Origin of the sequence: Streptomyces sp. H39-S7, assembly GCF_027158205.1 — a bacterium.
Lineage (GTDB): Bacteria > Actinomycetota > Actinomycetes > Streptomycetales > Streptomycetaceae > Actinacidiphila.
Genome location: NZ_JAPVLU010000003.1, coordinates 15,808 through 31,870 on the forward strand (window position 1 = coordinate 15,808; position 16,063 = coordinate 31,870).

Here is a 16,063-nt window from a genome sequence, read left to right on the forward strand (position 1 = left end):
AGCAGACTAGCTCCAGTTGTCCTGGGCGTCCTCGGCCGCGTCCCGGGCCTTGTTCTGGCCCTGGTCACGCATGTCGGCGGTCTTGTCGCGCGCCTGGTCCGCGCCCTTGGCGGACTTGTCACGCTTCTCGCCCATGGCCTCCTTGGCCTTGTTCGAGAGGTCGCCGGCCTTGTCCTTGAACTGGTCGAAACCGCCCATGATCTACTCCTCCTGGAGTTAGTGGTGATGGGGCCTCGATCAGATTGACACGAGTGGACACACCTCGCATGTCGGGAGGAAACGACCAGGTCAGCTATCCCTTCGTCACCCTACGGAGCGTGACGACTGCGCTGCCTCGTCCGCCTCTCCACCCCGGCCGACGAGCCCCCGCCGGGTGCCGGCGGTCGCGGCGAACTTCGGCTCCGCCTTGCGCATCTCGCGCTGCCCGAGGGCGCCGCCGATGACCGACGGCAGGTACCCGCGGATCGACTGCATGCCGCGCAGCCACCACTGCGCGTACACATGCGGGGAGCGCCGCTCGATCCCGGCGACGATCCGCTCGACGGCCGGCTCCAGCGGGTAGGTGCGGTTCGTCGGCCACGGCAGTTTGGCGCGCATGTACCGCATCAGCTCGTCCTCGTCGGCGCCGCGCACCATGTCGGTGTCGGTCCAGCTCAGGTAGCCGACGCCGACCTTGACGCCCTTGTGGCCGACTTCGGCCCGCAGGCTGTGCGCGAACGCCTCCACGCCCGACTTGCTCGCGCAGTACGCGGTCATCATCGGGGCCGGGGTGATCGCCGCCAGCGAGGCGATCTGCAGCAGGTAGCCGCGCGAGGTGAGGAGCGCGGGCAGGAAGGCGCGGGCGGTGGTGACGCTGCCCAGCAGGTTGACCTTGATGACCCGCTCGAACGCGACGGGGTCGGAGTCCAGGAACGGTCCGCCGGTCGCGACACCCGCGTTGGCGACCACGACGTCGATCCGTCCGAAGTGCTCCAGGATCTCGGCCGCGGCCCGCTCCATCGCCGCGAGGTCGGTGACATCGGCGACCCAGTGCGCCGCACCGCCGCCGAGCCCCTCCGCCACCAGCTTCAGCTCGTCGGGCTCCAGGCCGACGAGCGCCAGCTTGGCGCCGCGCCGCGCGAGCTTGCGCGCGAGCAGCTCGCCCACCCCGCGGGCGGCACCGGTGACCACAACGACCTGTCCGTTCAACGACTGGCTCATACCGTCTTCTCCTTCACGGAAAGGTGCTGCTGGGCCGGGAGCTGGGCCGGCGGATGGGGCGGCAGGTGGTCCTTGACCAGACCGCGGACGACGCCCGCGACCGCGTCCGTGCCTTCGATGGGTGTCATGTGGCCCAGACCCTCGAGCTCGGTCAGCCCCAGGCAGTTGGGGAGCGCGGCGGCCATGCCGCGCGCGTGCACCGGCGGGGTGAGCTTGTCCGCCGTGCCGACCAGGACTGCGGTCGGCGCGGTGAGCCCGCCGAGCGCCGCGTCCAGGTCGAGCCCGGCCAGCACCCGTCCCCACGCGGAGCGCGGCCGGGTCCCGCAGGCGTGCACGATCCGCGCGGTCGCGGCGACCTGTTCGGGCGTCGAACCCGCCGCCATCACGCCGTACTTGAGCGCGGCGCGCGACATCCCGCTGACCGGACCGAGCGGGGCGCGCGAGCTGAGCAGCAACCGGTGGAAGCCGTCGCGGACCTTCTGCGAACGGAACCGCGGCGGCAGCACCTGGGTCTCGGCGAGCAGCCGTCCGCTCCCGGTGCTGGCCAGCAGGGCGGCGGCGGTGCGGGCCCGTACGACCGCGCGTCCCGAGGCGGCCATCAGCGTCATGCCGCCCATCGAGTGCCCGACCAGCACCGCCCGCTCCCCCTCGGGGACGACGGCTTCCAGCACCGCCGTCAGGTCGTCGGCCAGCGCCCGCGTGCTGTAGCCCTTGCGGTCGGGCGTGCCGCTGCGGCCGTGTCCGCGCTGGTCGTAGGCGACCACCTGGAAGTCGGCCGCCAGGTTTCGGATCAGTGGCGCCCAGAAGATCGTGGAACAGGTCCAGCCGTGGATCAGGACGACGGTCGGCCGGTCGGCGGGACCGTGCTCCTCGACGTGGATCCGGGTGCCGTCCGCCGAGGTCACGGTCAGCTCGCGGCGCGGCGGGGGAAGGGTGAACGGGCTGTCCGCCGCTGTCGCGTTCTTCGCGGTGATCCTGCTCATGACGCGGGCACCTCCACCGGCTCGGCCGTGCGCACGGGCGCCGGCACCAGGTCGTACTCGGCAAGCCGCAGCTCGCGGGTGGCCCGCCGGAACTCGGCCGTCGTACCCGGCCAGGCCGTCGTGTTGCGGCCCTCGGCGTCCAGGTACCAGCTCTTGCAGCCGCCGGTGTTCCACACCGTGCGGGCGGTGCGCCGCTGCATCTCGGCGTTCCACGCCTTGACCGCCCCCGGCTTGGCGTCCAGCGCGGCGGCCCCGGTCTGCTCAAGGGTGCGCAGATAGGCGGCGACGTAGTTGATGGACGACTCGATCATCAGGATCATCGAGCTGTTCCCGAGACCGGTGTTGGGGCCGATGATCAGCAGCAGGTTCGGGAAGCCGTCGATCGTGGTGCCGCGCAGCGCGGCCATCCCGTCCTTCCAGTGCTCGGCCAGCGAACGGCCGCCGACGCCGGTGATGCGGTCGCCGATCGGCATGTCCGTCACGTGGAAGCCGGTGCCGAAGACGATCGCGTCGACCTCGCGCTCGGTGCCGTCCGAGGTGACGATCGTCGAGCCGCGGACCTCCTTGAGCGCTGAGGTCACCACCTCGGTGTTGGGCTGGGCGAGCGCCGGATAGTAGTCGTTGGAGAGCAGGATCCGCTTGCAGCCGATGGTGTAGTCCGGCGTCAGCTTGGCGCGCATCACCGGGTCCTTGATCGCGCGGCGCATGTGGTTCCTGGCGATCTGCTCGGTCGCCTTCATCAGCTGCGGACGCTTGACGAACGCGCCGACCTGGAACTCCCTGATCAGCCAGAGCAGCCCGCGCCGCGCCTTCGCGGTGCCGGGGATCGTGCCGTGCAGCCACCGCTCGGCCTTGTTGATCCCGCGGTCCATCCGCGGCATCACCCACGGCGGGGTGCGCTGGAGCACGGTCAGCGACTTCACCTGCGGCTGGATCGACGGCACGATCTGGATCGCGGAGGCGCCGGTGCCGACCATCGCGACGCGCTTGTCGTTGATGTCGAAGTCGTGGTCCCAGCGCGAGGAGTGGAAGACCGCGCCCGGGAAAGTGTCGAGCCCCGGGATGTCCGGCAGCTTGGGGTCGGAGAGCGGGCCGGTGGCGGAGACGACGACGTCGGCCGTCAGCTCGCCCTGCGAGGTGGTGATGTGCCAGTGCTTGGCCGCTTCGTCCCAGCTCGCCTTCAGCACCTCGGAGTCGAACCGCAGATGCGGCCGCAGCCCGAAGGTGTCGGTGACCCGCTCCAGGTAGGCGCGGATGTGCGGCTGGCCGGAGAACGTCCGGGGCCAGTCCGCGTTCGGCGCGAACGAGAACGAGTACAGGTGGGAGGGGACGTCGCAGGCGCATCCCGGGTAGCTGTTGTCCCGCCAGGTCCCGCCGACCGAGCCGGCGCGCTCCAGGATCACGAAGTCCGTGATGCCCTCACGGCGCAGCCGGACGGCCGCGCCGAGCCCGCCGAACCCTGATCCGATCACCGCCACCCGCACGTGCTCAGTCATGGCGCCGCCTCCCTGCCCTCAATCACGCCAGCAATCACTGGCACGGTTGTACCGTAGACCACCGCGGTTACCGGCGGTAGGGGTCGGGCCGGATCCGCCCTCCGGACGCCCACTCCCGGAGGCGACCGGCCCGGACCGGCCGCCGGCACGGCATAGGCTGGCCGCGTGGCCGAGCAACCGCGGGATTCCGACGAGCAACCCTCCGGGCGGGAGTACCGCATGGAGGCGCTGGCCGAGGCGGCCGGCATTCCCGTGCGCACCCTGCGCTTCTACCGCGAGCGCAAGCTCATCGCGCCACCGCGCCGCGAAGGGCGCATCGCCTGGTACGGCGAGGCCCACCTCGCCCGCCTCCACACGATCGCCGCGCTGCTGGAGCGGGGCCACACCCTCGGCGGCATCGCCGAGCTGATCGGCGCGTGGGAGAACGGCAGGACCCTCGACGGCGTGGCCGAACTCCTCGGCCTGGAAGGCGCGTTGATCACGCCGTGGTCCGAGGAGACGCCGGTCCGGCTGACCCCCGAGGCCCTCGCCGACTACTTCGGCGGGGACGTCACCCCGGAGAACCTGACGACGGCCCTGGACATCGGCTACATCGCCGTCGACGGCGAGGACGTCGTCCACACCAGCCGCCGGCTGCTCGACGCCTCCGCCGCCCTCGTCCGCGAGGGCGTGCCGCTGGCCGCCGTGCTGGAGACGGGCCGATCCGTACGGGTCCACGTCGACGCGCTCGCCGACCTGTTCACCGTGCTCATCCGCAAACACGTGGTGGACGCCGCCGCCGACCACCTGCCCCCCGGCGAGGTGACCCGGCTCGCCGAGGCCCTGGAGCGGCTGCACCCGCTGGCCAAGAACGTGGTCGACGCGGAGCTGGCGCTGGCCATGGACCGGCGCGTCCGGACCGAGCTGGAGAAGTGGCTGCGGAACACCTCGGCCCCCGAGGACCCGCCGGGCGCCCCCACGCCGTGAGAGCTCCGAGCGCGGGCCCCCGCGGGCGCACCAGCGGTGGCGGAACGCGGTGCCGCGTCCAATCCTGAGGGGGACCCGCCCCCGGCACAGGAGGTACCGGCCCGATGACCACGCTCGCCGAGGCCGGTCCCGGTACGGAACCGCCCTCGGGCCCGTCCTCGCTCAGCCGCCGCCAGACCAACGTGGTCTTCGTGACGATCGTCCTGGGCATGCTGCTGGCGGCGCTCGACCAGACCATCGTCTCCACCGCCCTGCCGACCATCGTCGCGGACCTCGGCGGCGCCGGGCACATGGCCTGGGTGGTGACCTCGTACCTCCTCGCCGAGACCGTCTCCACGGTCCTCGTCGGCAAGTTCGGTGACCTGTTCGGCCGAAAGATCGTCTTCCAGGTCAGCGCGGTCGTCTTCGTCGCCGGATCCGTGGTCGCGGGCCTGGCCAACGGCATGGGGATGCTGATCATCGCCCGGGCCGTCCAGGGCATCGGCGGCGGTGGGCTGATGGTCACCGCGATGGCCCTGATCGCGGACGTCATCCCGCTGCGCGAACGCGGGAAGTACCAGGGCGCGCTCGGCGCGGTCTTCGGCGTCACCACCGTGGTCGGCCCGACGCTCGGCGGCCTCCTCACCGACCACGCCTCGTGGCGCTGGTGCTTCTACATCAACGTGCCCATCGCGATCGTCATGGTCGTCATGGCCGCCCGGACGATCCCGGCGGTCAGGACCGCCACCCGCCCCACCATCGACTACCTGGGCATCGTGCTGGTGGCGCTCGGCGCCTCCGGGCTCGTGCTGGCCCTGGAGTGGGGCGGCAACGAGTACGCCTGGGGCTCGGCGACGATCATCGGCCTCTTCGCCTGTTCCGTCGTGGCGCTCGTCGCGTTCGTCCTGGTGGAACTGCGCGCCAGGGAACCGATGCTCCCCATGCACCTGTTCCGCAGCCCTGTCTTCAGGATCTGCTCGGTGCTCAGCTTCATCGTCGGCTTCGCGATGCTCGGCGCGCTGACCTACCTGCCGACGTACCTGCAGTACGTGGACGGGGTCTCCGCGACCGTCTCGGGCGTCCGCACGCTCCCGATGGTCATCGGGCTGCTCGGCACCTCGATGCTGTCCGGCATCGTCGTCAGCCGCACCGGCCGCTACCGGATCTTCCCGATCGTCGGCACCGCCGTCATGGCGCTGGGCCTGTACCTGATGTCCACGATGGGGGTGTCCACCGGCGTCTGGCTGGAATCCCTGTTCATGTTCGTGCTCGGCCTCGGGATCGGGCTGGCCATGCAGGTGCTCACCATCGCCGTGCAGAACACCGTGCCCTACCACGAGTTGGGCTCCGCGACCTCGGGCGTCACGTTCTTCCGCACGCTCGGGAGCGTCTTCGGCACCGCCATCTTCGGCACGCTCTACAGCAACCAGCTCGGCCCCAACCTCGAAGAGGCCTTCGCCCGGTCGCCCGGCATCGACCCCGCCGCCGTACAGAGCCCGGCCGCCCTGCACGCGCTGCCCGCCGACCGGATCACCCACATCATCGACGCCTACGCCGACACCGTGAACTACGTCTTCCAGTGGGTCGTACCGGTCGCGCTCGTCGGTTTCGTCGTCTCCTGGTTCCTCAAGGAGGTGCCGCTGCGCGACAGCGCCAGGGCCGGCGCCTCCGACATGGGCGATGCCTTCGCCGCCCCCAGCTCCGCGGACGCCGACCGTCAGCTGGAGCGCTCCATCGCCCAGGTCATGCGCCGGGCCAAGGCCGAGGAACCGGTCTCGCTGCGGATCCTCGCCGACTCCGGCAGCCCCCTCACACCCGGCCAGGCCTGGGCGCTGGGCCAGGTCCACTGGCGCGGCAGACTCCAGGGCGGAGCCCGGCTCAGCACCGTCGCCAAGGCCCACCGGATGCCGGGAGAGGTCCTCGAACCGGCCTTCTCCACGATCGCCCAGGCCGGATACGCCGACTTCGACGGCGAGCGACTGGCCATGACCGACTCCGGCCGGGCGCAGATCGACCTCCTCGCCGGAGCGTGGCGCCGCTGGCTCGACGAACGCCTGGACGACTGGGACGTCTCGGATCCGGCGGACCGCGCCCGCCTCGACCGGGCCGTCGAGGGCATCGCCGCCCGCCTCCTGGACGAGGAGGAGGCGCACCGGGAGCGCACCGCCTTGTGAACTGCGAAGGTGGAGAAGAGCTCGCCTGCGCCGCCGCATGGACCACGCATCGCCGCATTGAGGAGGCACCCCATGGACCAGCCCGACGACACCAGAGCGGAACAGGCGATCCTCTCCAAGATCAGGACCATGGTCGCGGACGAGAAGGAACTGCGGGAGCAGCTGGCCGAGGGCCGCATCGACGTGCCCACCGAGCAGGCCCGGCTCGCCGCCCTGGAACGCGAACTCGACCAGTGCTGGGACCTGCTGCGCCAGCGCCGCGCCAAGGGCCAGGCCGGTGAGGACCCGGGCCGCGCCCGCGTCCGGTCCGAGTTCACCGTCGAGGGATACGAATCATGACGGGAAGCACCGAAGTGCCGATCCCCGAGGGCGCTCGGGCCTACGCGGGGGACGGCATCACGGTCACCTTCGAGGCCGGCCGCTGCCTGCACGCCGGTGAGTGCGTGCGCGGCCTGCCCGAGGTCTTCGGCACCGCCGGGCGCCCGTGGATCCGGCCCGGCGGCGCCCCCGCCGACCTCGTCGCGCAGGTCGTCCGGCGCTGCCCCTCGGGCGCGCTGCAGTACCGGTTGGAGGGCGGCCATCCGGAGGAGCCGACCCACCCGACCGAGATCAGCCGCTCCTCCTCCGGAGGCATCGCGGTCCGCGGCGACCTCGTCGTCCACACCTCCGGCGAGGTCAGGACCGAGACCCGGGCCGTCCTGTGCGGCTGCGGCACCACGAGGCACGCGCCGTACTGCGATCACACGGGCCCGTGCGGGACGACGGCCGGCTGACGGGCCGCGGCGCTCAGGACGACGACGGGAACAGCGCCTGCAGGTCGCCGTATCCGAGTCCGTCCACCGCCGGGGTGCAGGTGCCGTCGGCCAGGAACTCGCGGGCCTCGTGCCGCACCACCCCGTACGCCGCCTCGGCCATCCGCCCGCCGATGCTGACGCGTGCCGCACCGGCCCCGGCGAGTTCGGCGACGGACGGCCCGCCCGGTCCGGTGAGGATGTTGAGCGGGGCGGTGATGTTCTTCGCCAGTTCGGCGACGACCGCGAGGTCGGTCACCCCGGGGACGAAGATCCCGCTCGCGCCCGCCTCGATGAAGGCGGCGGCACGCTCCAGCGCCGCACCCAGCCGCTCCTCCGGCTCGCCGACGGCCCGCAGGTAGACATCGGTGCGCGCGTTGATGAAGAGCGGGACGTCCGCCTCGTCGGCGGCCCGGCGGGCGGCGGCGATCCGTTCCGCCTGCCCGGCGATGGTGCGCAACGGCTCGGGCCCGTCAGCGAGCGCGTCCTCGATGTTGATGCCGACGGCCCCGGCGGCGATGACCCCGCGGACGGTCTCGGCGACCCCGGCCGCGTCCTCCCCGAAGCCGCTCTCGATGTCGGCGGAGACCGGCACGCCGACCGCCGACGCGATCCGGCCGATCAGCGCGAGCGCGAGCTCGCGGGGCAGCCGGTCGCCGTCGGCGTAGCCGAGGCTCCAGGCGACACCGCAGCTGGTGGTGGCGACGGCCGCCGCCCCGGCCTCCTCGATGATCCGGGCGCTGGCGACGTCCCACCCGTTGGCGAGGGCGAGCGGCCGGTCGGTGGTGTGCAGGGAGTGGAGGAGCAGGGCCTTGTCACGGAGGTTCGGCGTAGTCATGGGGACAGTCCATCAGCACGCCCCCGGCTCCGTCCGGCAATTTCGCGACCTGGACGTCGCGGGCCGGCGGGGCGGGCTCGGGCCGGACGGGCCGCGGTCCTGGGCTGCTTCACCCGGCCGAACTAGATGTCGGATTCTCGCTAGACCGGCGCTGTGACCCGGAGTGATGCTGGAGTCATGCACACCGACTTCGAACGTTGCGTACGAGCCGTGCAGTCGAAGGACGCCCGGTTCGACGGGTGGTTCTTCACCGCGGTGCTGACAACCAGGATCTACTGCCGGCCGAGCTGCCCGGTGGTGCCGCCCAAGGTCAGGAACATGAGTTTCTACCCGAGCGCCGCGGCGGCGCAACAGGCCGGCTTCCGTGCCTGCAAGCGGTGCCGGCCGGACGCGAGCCCGGGCTCGCCCCAGTGGAACGAGCGGGCGGACCTCGTGGCGCGCGCCATGCGGCTGATCGCGGACGGCGTCGTCGACCGGGACGGGGTCCCGGGGCTGGCGTCCCGGCTGGGTTACAGCACCCGCCAGGTGGAGCGGCAGCTCCTCGCCGAACTGGGCGCGGGCCCGCTGGCGTTGGCCAGGGCGCAGCGCGCCCAGACCGCGCGGCTGCTGATCGAGACGACGGCGCTGCCGATGGGGGAAGCCGCCTTCGCGGCGGGCTTCTCCAGCATCCGCACCTTCAACGACACCGTCCGCGAGGTCTTCGGCCTCTCCCCCACCGAACTGCGCGCCCGCGTCGCCAGGGGCCGCCCGGCCGCCACCCCCGGCGAACTGTCGCTGCGGCTGCCGTTCCGGGCCCCGCTGAACCCGGACAACCTCTTCGGGCACCTGGCGGCCACCGCGGTGCCGGGCGTCGAGGAGTGGCGCGACGGCGCGTACCGCCGGACCCTGCGGCTGCCGCACGGCCCCGGCATCGTCTCCCTGAGCCCGCAGCCCGACCACATCGCGTGCCGATTGCGTCTGACGGACCTGCGCGATCTGGCGCACGCCATCAGCCGCTGCCGGTGGCTGCTGGACCTCGACGCGGACCCGGTCGCGGTCGACGCACAGCTCAGCTCCGACCCGGTGCTGGCCCCGCTCGTCGCCAAGGCACCCGGCCGCCGGGTGCCGCGGGTCGCGGACGGGCCCGAGTTCGCGGTGCGCGCCGTGCTCGGCCAGCAGATCTCGACGGCCGCCGCCCGCACGCACGCCGGACGGCTGGTGACGGCGCACGGCGAGCCCCTCGACGATCCGGGCGGCGGGCTGACCCATCTGTTCCCCGACCCGGCGGCGCTGGCCGCCCTCGACCCGGCGGCGCTCGCGATGCCGCAGACCCGCCGCACCACCCTCACCACACTGGTCGCCACCCTGGCCGACGGGGAACTCGACCTCGATGTCGGCAGCGACTGGCAGCGCGCCCGCGCCCAGTTGTCCGCGCTGCCGGGGTTCGGCCCGTGGACCGTCGAGTCGATCGCGATGCGCGCGCTCGGCGACCCGGACGCGTTCCTGCCGGGTGACCTCGGAATCCGCTGGGCCGCCAAGGAGCTGGGCCTGCCCACCACCCCCGCCGCGCTCACCCGCCACGCCGCCGCCTGGGCGCCCTGGCGCGCGTACGCCGTCCAGTACCTGTGGGCGACCGGCGACCATGCCGTCAACACCCTTCCCACCACCGGAGCCGCGTGATGTCCCTCCGCACCCACACCGTGACCGACTCCCCCTGCGGCCCGCTGACCCTCGTCGCCCAGGACGGGACGCTCTGCGGCCTGTACATGACGCAGCAGCGGCACCTCCCCGCCGAGGAGACGTTCGGCGAACGCGACGACTCCGCGTTCGGCGCCGTCGAGGAACAGCTCGCCGCCTACTTCACCGGGGAACTCAGCGACTTCGACCTCCCGATGACGCTGCTGGGCACCCCGTTCCAGCAGCGGGTCTGGACCGCCCTGCGGGACATCCCGTACGGCGAGACCCGCTCCTACGGGCAACTGGCCGACCTGCTCGGCAACGCCGGCGCCTCCCGCGCGGTCGGGCTCGCCAACGGCAAGAACCCCATCGGCATCATCGTGCCCTGCCACCGCGTCGTCGGGGCCGACGGCTCCCTCACCGGCTACGGGGGCGGCCTCGACCGCAAGCGCTACCTGCTCGCCTTCGAGAAGGGGACGCACGAACCGGCGGCGCTCTTCTGATCCGGACCCGGGGCACGGCACAGGGCCCGGTGCAGCCGGCTCCGGGTACGACACAGGGCCCGGCGGTCCGCCGGGCCCTGTCCTGCGCGCCATCCCCCCGTCCCCACGGAGGCAGGCGCGTCATGGAGCCGCCGTCGAGCTCTCCGCCTACCGGCGGCCCCGGCTGATGTGCCGCGTCAGATGCGGCTCGGCTCCTCCACCCGCTCGGGCGCCGGTCCCGCGGCCCCCGTCGATGGTCCGGCCTGCGCCGCAAGGTTCTTCTGGAGCTGTTCGCCCTCGACGTCCACGTTCGGCAGGATCCTGTCGAGCCAGCGCGGCAGCCACCAGGCGGCCTTGCCGAGGAGGGCGAGGACCGCCGGGACGACGGCCATGCGCACCACGAACGCGTCGAACGCGACGGCGATGGCGAGACCGAAGCCCATCATCTTGATCATCGATTCCGACGAGCCGATGAAACCCGCGAAGACGCTGATCATGATGACCGCGGCCGCGGCGACCACCCGGGCGCCGTGCGTGAAGCCGGTGACGATCGCCTGGCCGGGCCGTTCGCCGTGCACGTACGCCTCACGCATCCGGGTGACGAGGAAGACCTCGTAGTCCATCGCGAGACCGAACACCACACCGATCATGAAGATCGGCATCATGCTCATGATCGGTCCGGTCTGCTCGACGCCGAGCAGGCTCGCGAGCCAGCCCCACTGGAAGACCGCGACGACCGCGCCGAGGGCCGCGACCACCGAGAGCAGGAAGCCGAGGGCCGCCTTCAGCGGCACCAGCACCGAGCGGAAGACCACCATCAACAGCAGGAACGCCAGGCCGACGACGAGCGCCAGGTACGGCAGCAGCGCGTCGTTCAGCTTCTGCGACACGTCGATGTTCATGGCCGTCGTGCCGGTGACCAGCGTCACGGCGCCCGTCTCGGCCTTCATGTCGGCCGCCTGGCCACGGATCGTGTGGACCAGGTCCTCGGTCTCCAGGCCGCTGGGCTTGGACTTCGGGACGACCGTCAGCATCGCGGTGTCGCCGGCCTTGTTGAACGCGGGCTCGGTGACCTTCTCGACGTCGTCCATCTTGGTGATGGTCTGCGAGATCCTGTCCAGCGCGACCTTCGGGTCGTCGCTGTGCGCGGCGTCCACCGCGATCATCAGCGGGCCGTTGAAGCCGGGGCCGAAGCCGTCGGACAGCAGGTCGTACGCCTTGCGCTGCGTGGTGCTGACGGGCTGCGAGCCGTCGTCGGGCAGGCCGAGCTCCAGGCTGGCCGCCGGGATGGCGATCGCGCCCAGGCCGAGCACGCCCACCACCAGCACCCAGATCGGGCGGCGCAGAACGAAGCGGGCCCAGCGGGTGCCCATGTTGGGCTTCTTCACGGCGGAGTCCGTGGCGTCCGCAGCGCCCTTGAGGCCGTTGCGCACCTTGCGGCCGAGCACCCGGTGCTTGGCGAAGCCGAGCAGCGCCGGGATCAGGGTGAGCGCGATGAGGACCGCGATGGCGACCGTGCCGGCCGCCGCGAGGCCCATCTTGGTGAGCATCGGGATGTTGACGACGGCGAGGCCCGCGAGCGCGATCAGCACCGTGAGGCCGGCGAAGACCACCGCGGAACCGGCGGTGCCGACGGCCCGGCCGGCCGCGTCCTCGGGTTCCCGCCCCTCGGTGAGTTCGTGCCGGAAGCGGGAGACGATGAAGAGGGCGTAGTCGATGCCGACCGCGAGGCCGATCATCATCGCGAGGGTGGACGTGGAGCTGCCCAGATCCAGGACGTTGGCGAGCGCGGTGATCGACGAGACGCCGATGCCCACGCCGATCAGCGCGGTCAGCAGCGGCAGTCCGGCGGCGACCAGCGACCCGAAGGTCACGAGCAGCACGACCGCGGAGATGCCGATACCGATGATCTCGGTCGCGCCGGTCTCCGGCATCGCCTGCAGCGCGTCACCGCCGATCTCGACGGTCAGCCCGGCGTCCCGGCCGTGCTGCGCGGCGTCCTTGAGCGCCTCGCGGTCCTCCTCGGCCAGCTCCATGGAGGTGACCTTGTACTTCACGGACGCGTAGGCGGTGCCGCCGTCCTTGCTGACGGCCTTCGACTCGAAGGGGTCGGCGACGGAACTGACCTGCTTGCCGTCCTTGAGCTCCTTGACGACGTTCTCGACGGCGGTCTTCTGCGCGCCGACGTCCACCTTCTGCCCGTCGGGGGCCGTGAACACCACCCGCGCGGAGGCACCGTTGGCGCTGGCGTCCGGGAAGCGCTGCTCCATCAGGTCGAAGGCCTTCTGGGCCTCCGTGCCGGGTATCGAGAAGCTGCTCGACGTGGAAGTGGAGGCCGAGGCGGCGCCGACTCCGGCGAGCACGAGCAGGGCCACCCATGCGAGGGCGACGTACCGGCGTCGCCTGAAGGCGAACCGGCCGAGTTTGTAAAGGAATGTAGCCACGAGTCGCGGCGCTCCCGTCGGGTCGAGGGAAAGTCGAGGGAAAAAGGGCGTACGGTGCCTGCCCGACGACGAGAGCGGCGTGTCAGGTGGGGCTTTCCGGGGGACCGGGCGGGGATCAGGCGGCTGATCCAGCCGGTCGGATCAGGTCAGGCGCAGGGCGGGGAGTACCACCGCGTCGATGTATCGGAAGGCGAATTCGGGGTCGGGTTCGACCCCTTCGATCAGCGGCCGCCCCATCGCGGCGCCGATCAGCATGTGCGGTACGAAATTCCTGGCGGGCACGTCGGCCGCCAGTTCGCCACGCTCGACGGCACGTTGCAGCAGGCCGTCGAAGGCGGCCATCTCCGGTTCGATGAGCAGTTGGCGCAGCGCCTGGAACAGGTCCGGATTCTGGTGCGCGGCCTGTCCGAGCGCCCGCATCAGTTCGTTGTCCCGCTTCGAGTCGCCGGTGGCGTCGTGGCACCGCACCAGCTCGCGCAGGTCGCCCCGCACCGATCCGGTGTCGATGTCCTCGATCCGCACCGGCTTGGTGTGCCGCAACGCGGTCGCCACCAGCTCGGGCTTGCCCTTCCACTGCCGGTAGAGCGTCGCCTTGCTGGAGCGGGTGCGGGTGGCGATCGCGTCCATGGTGAGCGCCTCGTACCCCACCTCCCGCAGCATCTCGACCACCGCGGCGTAGAGCTCCTGCTCGCGTTCGGGGGTGAGCCTGGTGCGGCGTGCCGGGACTTCCGTCGACATCCTCGGCCTCCCATCCAAACGAAACGGTTTCGTACAGCTGACCTCACGACAGTAGAACACCACCCATCGAAACGGCAACGTTTCGATGGGTGGTGTGGGTCACGTTGTCCGTCTTTATACCGGCCATACGTCCGGCTTTACGCCCGTCCCCGCACCCGGCCGGGGCTCAGATCCAGCCGTCCAGCGAGCGCAGGAAGCCGTCGAAGTCGTCGCGGTGGATGGTGTGCCCGGCGCCGACGACCGTGCGGATCCCGAAGCCGCGCCCGCTGAGCAGCCCCGCGTCGTCGGGGCCGATCAGGAAGCTCTTCTCCGCGAGCTGCACGAGCGACGGGACCGCGGGCTTCTCCGGCAGGTAGCCGCTGAGCGGCCGTCCGCCCAGGAACGCGGCGGAGTCCGCGTCCCACAGCGCGAGGGTGGCGAGCTCGACCTCCACGTCCGCCGCCTCCCAGCGCGGGTTCAGGGCGGCGATCTGCGGGCGCGTGGCCCGCGCGAAATGGACGAAGAGCGCCGGGTCGACCTGCTGCGCGGGATCCGCCGAGGACCAGGCCGGATCGGAGTAGACGGCCCGCTCGGGCGCGAGGCGCTCGACGGCGAGCGACAGCGCCAGCCCGCCCAGCGAATGCCCGACGGCCAGCTCCGCACCGCCCGGCAGCGTCTCGACCAGGTCCTCGGCGAACAGCTCGGGGGTGTACTCGCCGCGCGGGCTCGCGCCGTGGCCGCGCAGGTCCACGGCGATGACGCGGTAGCCGCGGTCCGCCAGCGCGGGACCGACCCGGCGCCAGGTGCGGTGGTCGGACATGATGCCGTGGACCAGGAGCGCGATCCGGTCGCCGGTGCCCCACTCGCGGGTGTTGAGCTGCATGGTGATGCCTTTCCTGATGCCGAGGCTGCCAAGGGGCTCTGCCGCTCCTGCGGACGTACATGATCACCTTGCTTGATGACACGTGTAACTACATGTCTAGCATCCACCCCGAACCTTCGGCCAGCCCGGATCTCTGAAAAGATGCGGCTCGGAATGATTCACTCACCCGAGCCCACGAATCCCCCGGCCACGCCGACCAGTACCGATGTCGCGCGGCTCGCCGGGGTGTCCCGCGCCACCGTCTCGTACGTCCTGAACGCCCAGGCCTCCGGCCGGGTCAGCGCGCGGACCCAGGACCGGGTGCGCGCGGCCGCGGAAGAGCTCGGCTACGTGCCGCACGCCGCCGCCCGCGCCCTGCGGGCCGGGCACTCCGGCCTCGTCCTGCTGACCACTCCGAGCGGCCCGATCCCGAGGATCGGCGCGCTCTTCGGCGACTTCCTGATGGAGCTGCAGGGCGCCCTCCACGAGCTCGGCTACACCAGCGTCTGGCACGGCCCCGTCGCGGGCGCCGGCGAGCAGGCCGCGCGCGCCTGGGCGGAACTCCGCCCCGCGGCCGTCCTCGCCCTGCCGGGCACCGGCCTGACCCCGTCCGCCGTCGAACTGCTGAAGCGCTCGGGCACCCGCGCCGTCCTGACCCTCGGCATGCGGCCGGTGGCGGGCGCGCACGCCCTCCTCCTCGACCAGGAGACGCTCGGCACCGGCGCCGCCGGCCACCTGCTGGAGCGCGGCCGCCGCCGGATCGGCGTCATCATGCCCACCGAGTCGGGCCTCGACCTCTTCAGCGTCCCCCGCCTCGCCGGCGTCCGGACGGCCGCCGCGACCGCGCCCGGCACCCACGTCGAGCCGCTCACGCTCGACTGCACCGAGGAGTCAGCGGCCGAACTCGCCGCCAGCTGGCCCCGGCTCGGCCTCGACTCCCTGTTCGCCTACAACGACGAGTACGCGATGCTCGTGATGCGCGCCTTCCAGGACGCCGGCCTCACCATCCCCGGCGACGTCGCCGTCGTCGGCGCCGACGACCTCCTGCTGGCCCGCCTGGTGCGCCCCCGCCTGACCAGCGTCACCTTCGACACGATCCCCACCGGCCGCCTCGTCGGCCTCGTGGACCGCGCCATCCGCGAACCGGAAACCGCCCCGGAGACCCACCAGTTGACCCGCGTCGTCGTCACCCCCCGCGACTCCACCTGACGATCGCCGCGCGCCCCGCCGACGGAACCGGCGCCCGCCCCCCGGCGTCCTGAACAACGATCAAGGGGGTGTGGATGGAAGACGACCCATCGCTCTGGGACACCATCACGTTCCTGCTGCTGGTGGTCGGCGGCACGACCATGGTCCTGGGCGCCGCCGTCTGCCTCGTGGTCGCCGTCGTCGCCCTGAGCACGGGCTGGCTGCGCCGCACGTGGCGCCGGCGGCAGGGCTGAACACGCCCCACCGACCGCTCCAGCCGCACGCGC

16 protein-coding genes are annotated in these 16,063 nt (G+C 72.1%); 8 read left to right on the plus strand and 8 right to left on the minus strand.

Annotation, left to right across the window (positions count from 1 at the left end):
- Positions 1-6: 6 nt before the first annotated feature.
- The 4 genes from O3X23_RS03450 to O3X23_RS03465 all read right to left on the minus strand — a co-directional run bounded on the left by O3X23_RS03450 (position 7) and on the right by O3X23_RS03465 (position 3,679).
- Positions 7-198, minus strand: a complete 192-nt coding sequence (locus O3X23_RS03450; RefSeq protein ID WP_269269587.1) for a hypothetical protein — start codon at positions 196-198, stop codon at positions 7-9.
- 105 nt (positions 199-303) lie between these two features.
- Positions 304-1,200: an SDR family oxidoreductase gene (locus O3X23_RS03455; RefSeq protein WP_269269589.1), complete on the minus strand. Its 897-nt coding sequence runs from the start codon at positions 1,198-1,200 to the stop codon at positions 304-306.
- Positions 1,197-2,183: an alpha/beta fold hydrolase gene (locus O3X23_RS03460; RefSeq protein WP_269269591.1), complete on the minus strand. Its 987-nt coding sequence runs from the start codon at positions 2,181-2,183 to the stop codon at positions 1,197-1,199. The genes O3X23_RS03455 and O3X23_RS03460 overlap by 4 nt, the downstream gene beginning before the upstream one ends.
- Entirely contained in the window at positions 2,180-3,679 is a 1,500-nt protein-coding gene (locus O3X23_RS03465) for a flavin-containing monooxygenase (RefSeq protein WP_269269592.1), read from the minus strand. Before O3X23_RS03465 ends, O3X23_RS03460 begins: the two co-directional genes overlap by 4 nt.
- Positions 3,680-3,898: 219 nt before the next feature.
- On the opposite strand from O3X23_RS03465, the gene O3X23_RS03470 reads away from it, so the two are divergent.
- The 4 genes from O3X23_RS03470 (at position 3,899) to O3X23_RS03485 (ending at position 7,571) form a co-directional block, all read left to right on the plus strand.
- Positions 3,899-4,645, plus strand: coding sequence for a MerR family transcriptional regulator (locus tag O3X23_RS03470; RefSeq protein WP_269269855.1), 747 nt, complete (start codon positions 3,899-3,901; stop codon positions 4,643-4,645).
- Between the two features lie 104 nt (positions 4,646-4,749).
- On the plus strand, positions 4,750-6,798 hold the full coding sequence (locus tag O3X23_RS03475) for an MDR family MFS transporter (protein ID WP_269269594.1): 2,049 nt from the start codon (positions 4,750-4,752) through the stop codon (positions 6,796-6,798).
- Between the two features lie 72 nt (positions 6,799-6,870).
- Positions 6,871-7,137 carry a DUF2630 family protein gene (locus tag O3X23_RS03480; RefSeq protein ID WP_269269595.1) on the plus strand — a complete coding sequence of 89 codons (267 nt, stop codon included), beginning with the start codon at positions 6,871-6,873 and terminating at the stop codon, positions 7,135-7,137.
- On the plus strand, positions 7,134-7,571 hold the full coding sequence (locus O3X23_RS03485) for a (4Fe-4S)-binding protein (protein WP_269269596.1): 438 nt from the start codon (positions 7,134-7,136) through the stop codon (positions 7,569-7,571). The genes O3X23_RS03480 and O3X23_RS03485 overlap by 4 nt, the downstream gene beginning before the upstream one ends.
- A gap of 13 nt (positions 7,572-7,584) precedes the next feature.
- Here O3X23_RS03485 and O3X23_RS03490 read toward each other — a convergent pair whose 3' ends face one another.
- The gene (locus O3X23_RS03490) at positions 7,585-8,427 is read right to left on the minus strand and encodes an isocitrate lyase/PEP mutase family protein (protein ID WP_269269597.1); all 843 of its coding nucleotides are present in this window, start codon (positions 8,425-8,427) and stop codon (positions 7,585-7,587) included.
- A gap of 177 nt (positions 8,428-8,604) precedes the next feature.
- Between O3X23_RS03490 and O3X23_RS03495 the strand changes: the two genes are divergently transcribed.
- On the plus strand, positions 8,605-10,086 hold the full coding sequence (locus O3X23_RS03495; protein ID WP_269269598.1) for an AlkA N-terminal domain-containing protein: 1,482 nt from the start codon (positions 8,605-8,607) through the stop codon (positions 10,084-10,086).
- Entirely contained in the window at positions 10,086-10,586 is a 501-nt protein-coding gene (locus tag O3X23_RS03500) for a methylated-DNA--[protein]-cysteine S-methyltransferase (RefSeq protein WP_269269599.1), read from the plus strand. The genes O3X23_RS03495 and O3X23_RS03500 overlap by 1 nt, the downstream gene beginning before the upstream one ends.
- A 176-nt stretch (positions 10,587-10,762) precedes the next feature.
- Here the strand turns inward: O3X23_RS03500 and O3X23_RS03505 are convergent, their stop codons facing one another.
- The 3 genes from O3X23_RS03505 to O3X23_RS03515 form a co-directional block, all read right to left on the minus strand.
- Positions 10,763-13,009, minus strand: coding sequence for an MMPL family transporter (locus O3X23_RS03505; RefSeq protein WP_269269600.1), 2,247 nt, complete (start codon positions 13,007-13,009; stop codon positions 10,763-10,765).
- A 141-nt stretch (positions 13,010-13,150) separates the two neighbouring features.
- Entirely contained in the window at positions 13,151-13,747 is a 597-nt protein-coding gene (locus O3X23_RS03510; RefSeq protein ID WP_269269601.1) for a TetR/AcrR family transcriptional regulator, read from the minus strand.
- A 166-nt stretch (positions 13,748-13,913) separates the two neighbouring features.
- Positions 13,914-14,609 (minus strand): alpha/beta fold hydrolase, encoded by a 696-nt coding sequence (locus O3X23_RS03515; protein WP_269269602.1) that lies wholly within the window; start codon positions 14,607-14,609, stop codon positions 13,914-13,916.
- 153 nt (positions 14,610-14,762) lie between these two features.
- Here O3X23_RS03515 and O3X23_RS03520 point away from each other — a divergent pair, with 153 nt between their 5' ends.
- The gene (locus O3X23_RS03520; protein ID WP_269269603.1) at positions 14,763-15,797 is read left to right on the plus strand and encodes a LacI family DNA-binding transcriptional regulator; all 1,035 of its coding nucleotides are present in this window, start codon (positions 14,763-14,765) and stop codon (positions 15,795-15,797) included.
- Between the two features lie 74 nt (positions 15,798-15,871).
- Positions 15,872-16,030 carry a hypothetical protein gene (locus tag O3X23_RS03525; RefSeq protein ID WP_269269604.1) on the plus strand — a complete coding sequence of 53 codons (159 nt, stop codon included), beginning with the start codon at positions 15,872-15,874 and terminating at the stop codon, positions 16,028-16,030.
- Positions 16,031-16,063 lie beyond the last annotated feature (33 nt).

What these genes read in the sequence shown, in the direction of transcription:
- O3X23_RS03475 (WP_269269594.1), top strand. Translation starts at nt 4,750, where the DNA reads ATGACCACGCTCGCCGAGGCCGGTCCCGGTACGGAACCGCCCTCGGGC.
- O3X23_RS03465 (WP_269269592.1), bottom strand. Translation starts at nt 3,679, where the DNA reads ATGACTGAGCACGTGCGGGTGGCGGTGATCGGATCAGGGTTCGGCGGG.
- O3X23_RS03490 (WP_269269597.1), bottom strand. Translation starts at nt 8,427, where the DNA reads ATGACTACGCCGAACCTCCGTGACAAGGCCCTGCTCCTCCACTCCCTG.
- O3X23_RS03525 (WP_269269604.1), top strand. Translation starts at nt 15,872, where the DNA reads ATGGAAGACGACCCATCGCTCTGGGACACCATCACGTTCCTGCTGCTG.
- O3X23_RS03485 (WP_269269596.1), top strand. Translation starts at nt 7,134, where the DNA reads ATGACGGGAAGCACCGAAGTGCCGATCCCCGAGGGCGCTCGGGCCTAC.
- O3X23_RS03480 (WP_269269595.1), top strand. Translation starts at nt 6,871, where the DNA reads ATGGACCAGCCCGACGACACCAGAGCGGAACAGGCGATCCTCTCCAAG.
- O3X23_RS03470 (WP_269269855.1), top strand. Translation starts at nt 3,899, where the DNA reads ATGGAGGCGCTGGCCGAGGCGGCCGGCATTCCCGTGCGCACCCTGCGC.
- O3X23_RS03500 (WP_269269599.1), top strand. Translation starts at nt 10,086, where the DNA reads ATGTCCCTCCGCACCCACACCGTGACCGACTCCCCCTGCGGCCCGCTG.
- O3X23_RS03515 (WP_269269602.1), bottom strand. Translation starts at nt 14,609, where the DNA reads ATGCAGCTCAACACCCGCGAGTGGGGCACCGGCGACCGGATCGCGCTC.
- O3X23_RS03510 (WP_269269601.1), bottom strand. Translation starts at nt 13,747, where the DNA reads ATGTCGACGGAAGTCCCGGCACGCCGCACCAGGCTCACCCCCGAACGC.
- O3X23_RS03520 (WP_269269603.1), top strand. Translation starts at nt 14,763, where the DNA reads ATGATTCACTCACCCGAGCCCACGAATCCCCCGGCCACGCCGACCAGT.
- O3X23_RS03460 (WP_269269591.1), bottom strand. Translation starts at nt 2,183, where the DNA reads ATGAGCAGGATCACCGCGAAGAACGCGACAGCGGCGGACAGCCCGTTC.
- O3X23_RS03455 (WP_269269589.1), bottom strand. Translation starts at nt 1,200, where the DNA reads ATGAGCCAGTCGTTGAACGGACAGGTCGTTGTGGTCACCGGTGCCGCC.
- O3X23_RS03495 (WP_269269598.1), top strand. Translation starts at nt 8,605, where the DNA reads ATGCACACCGACTTCGAACGTTGCGTACGAGCCGTGCAGTCGAAGGAC.
- O3X23_RS03450 (WP_269269587.1), bottom strand. Translation starts at nt 198, where the DNA reads ATGGGCGGTTTCGACCAGTTCAAGGACAAGGCCGGCGACCTCTCGAAC.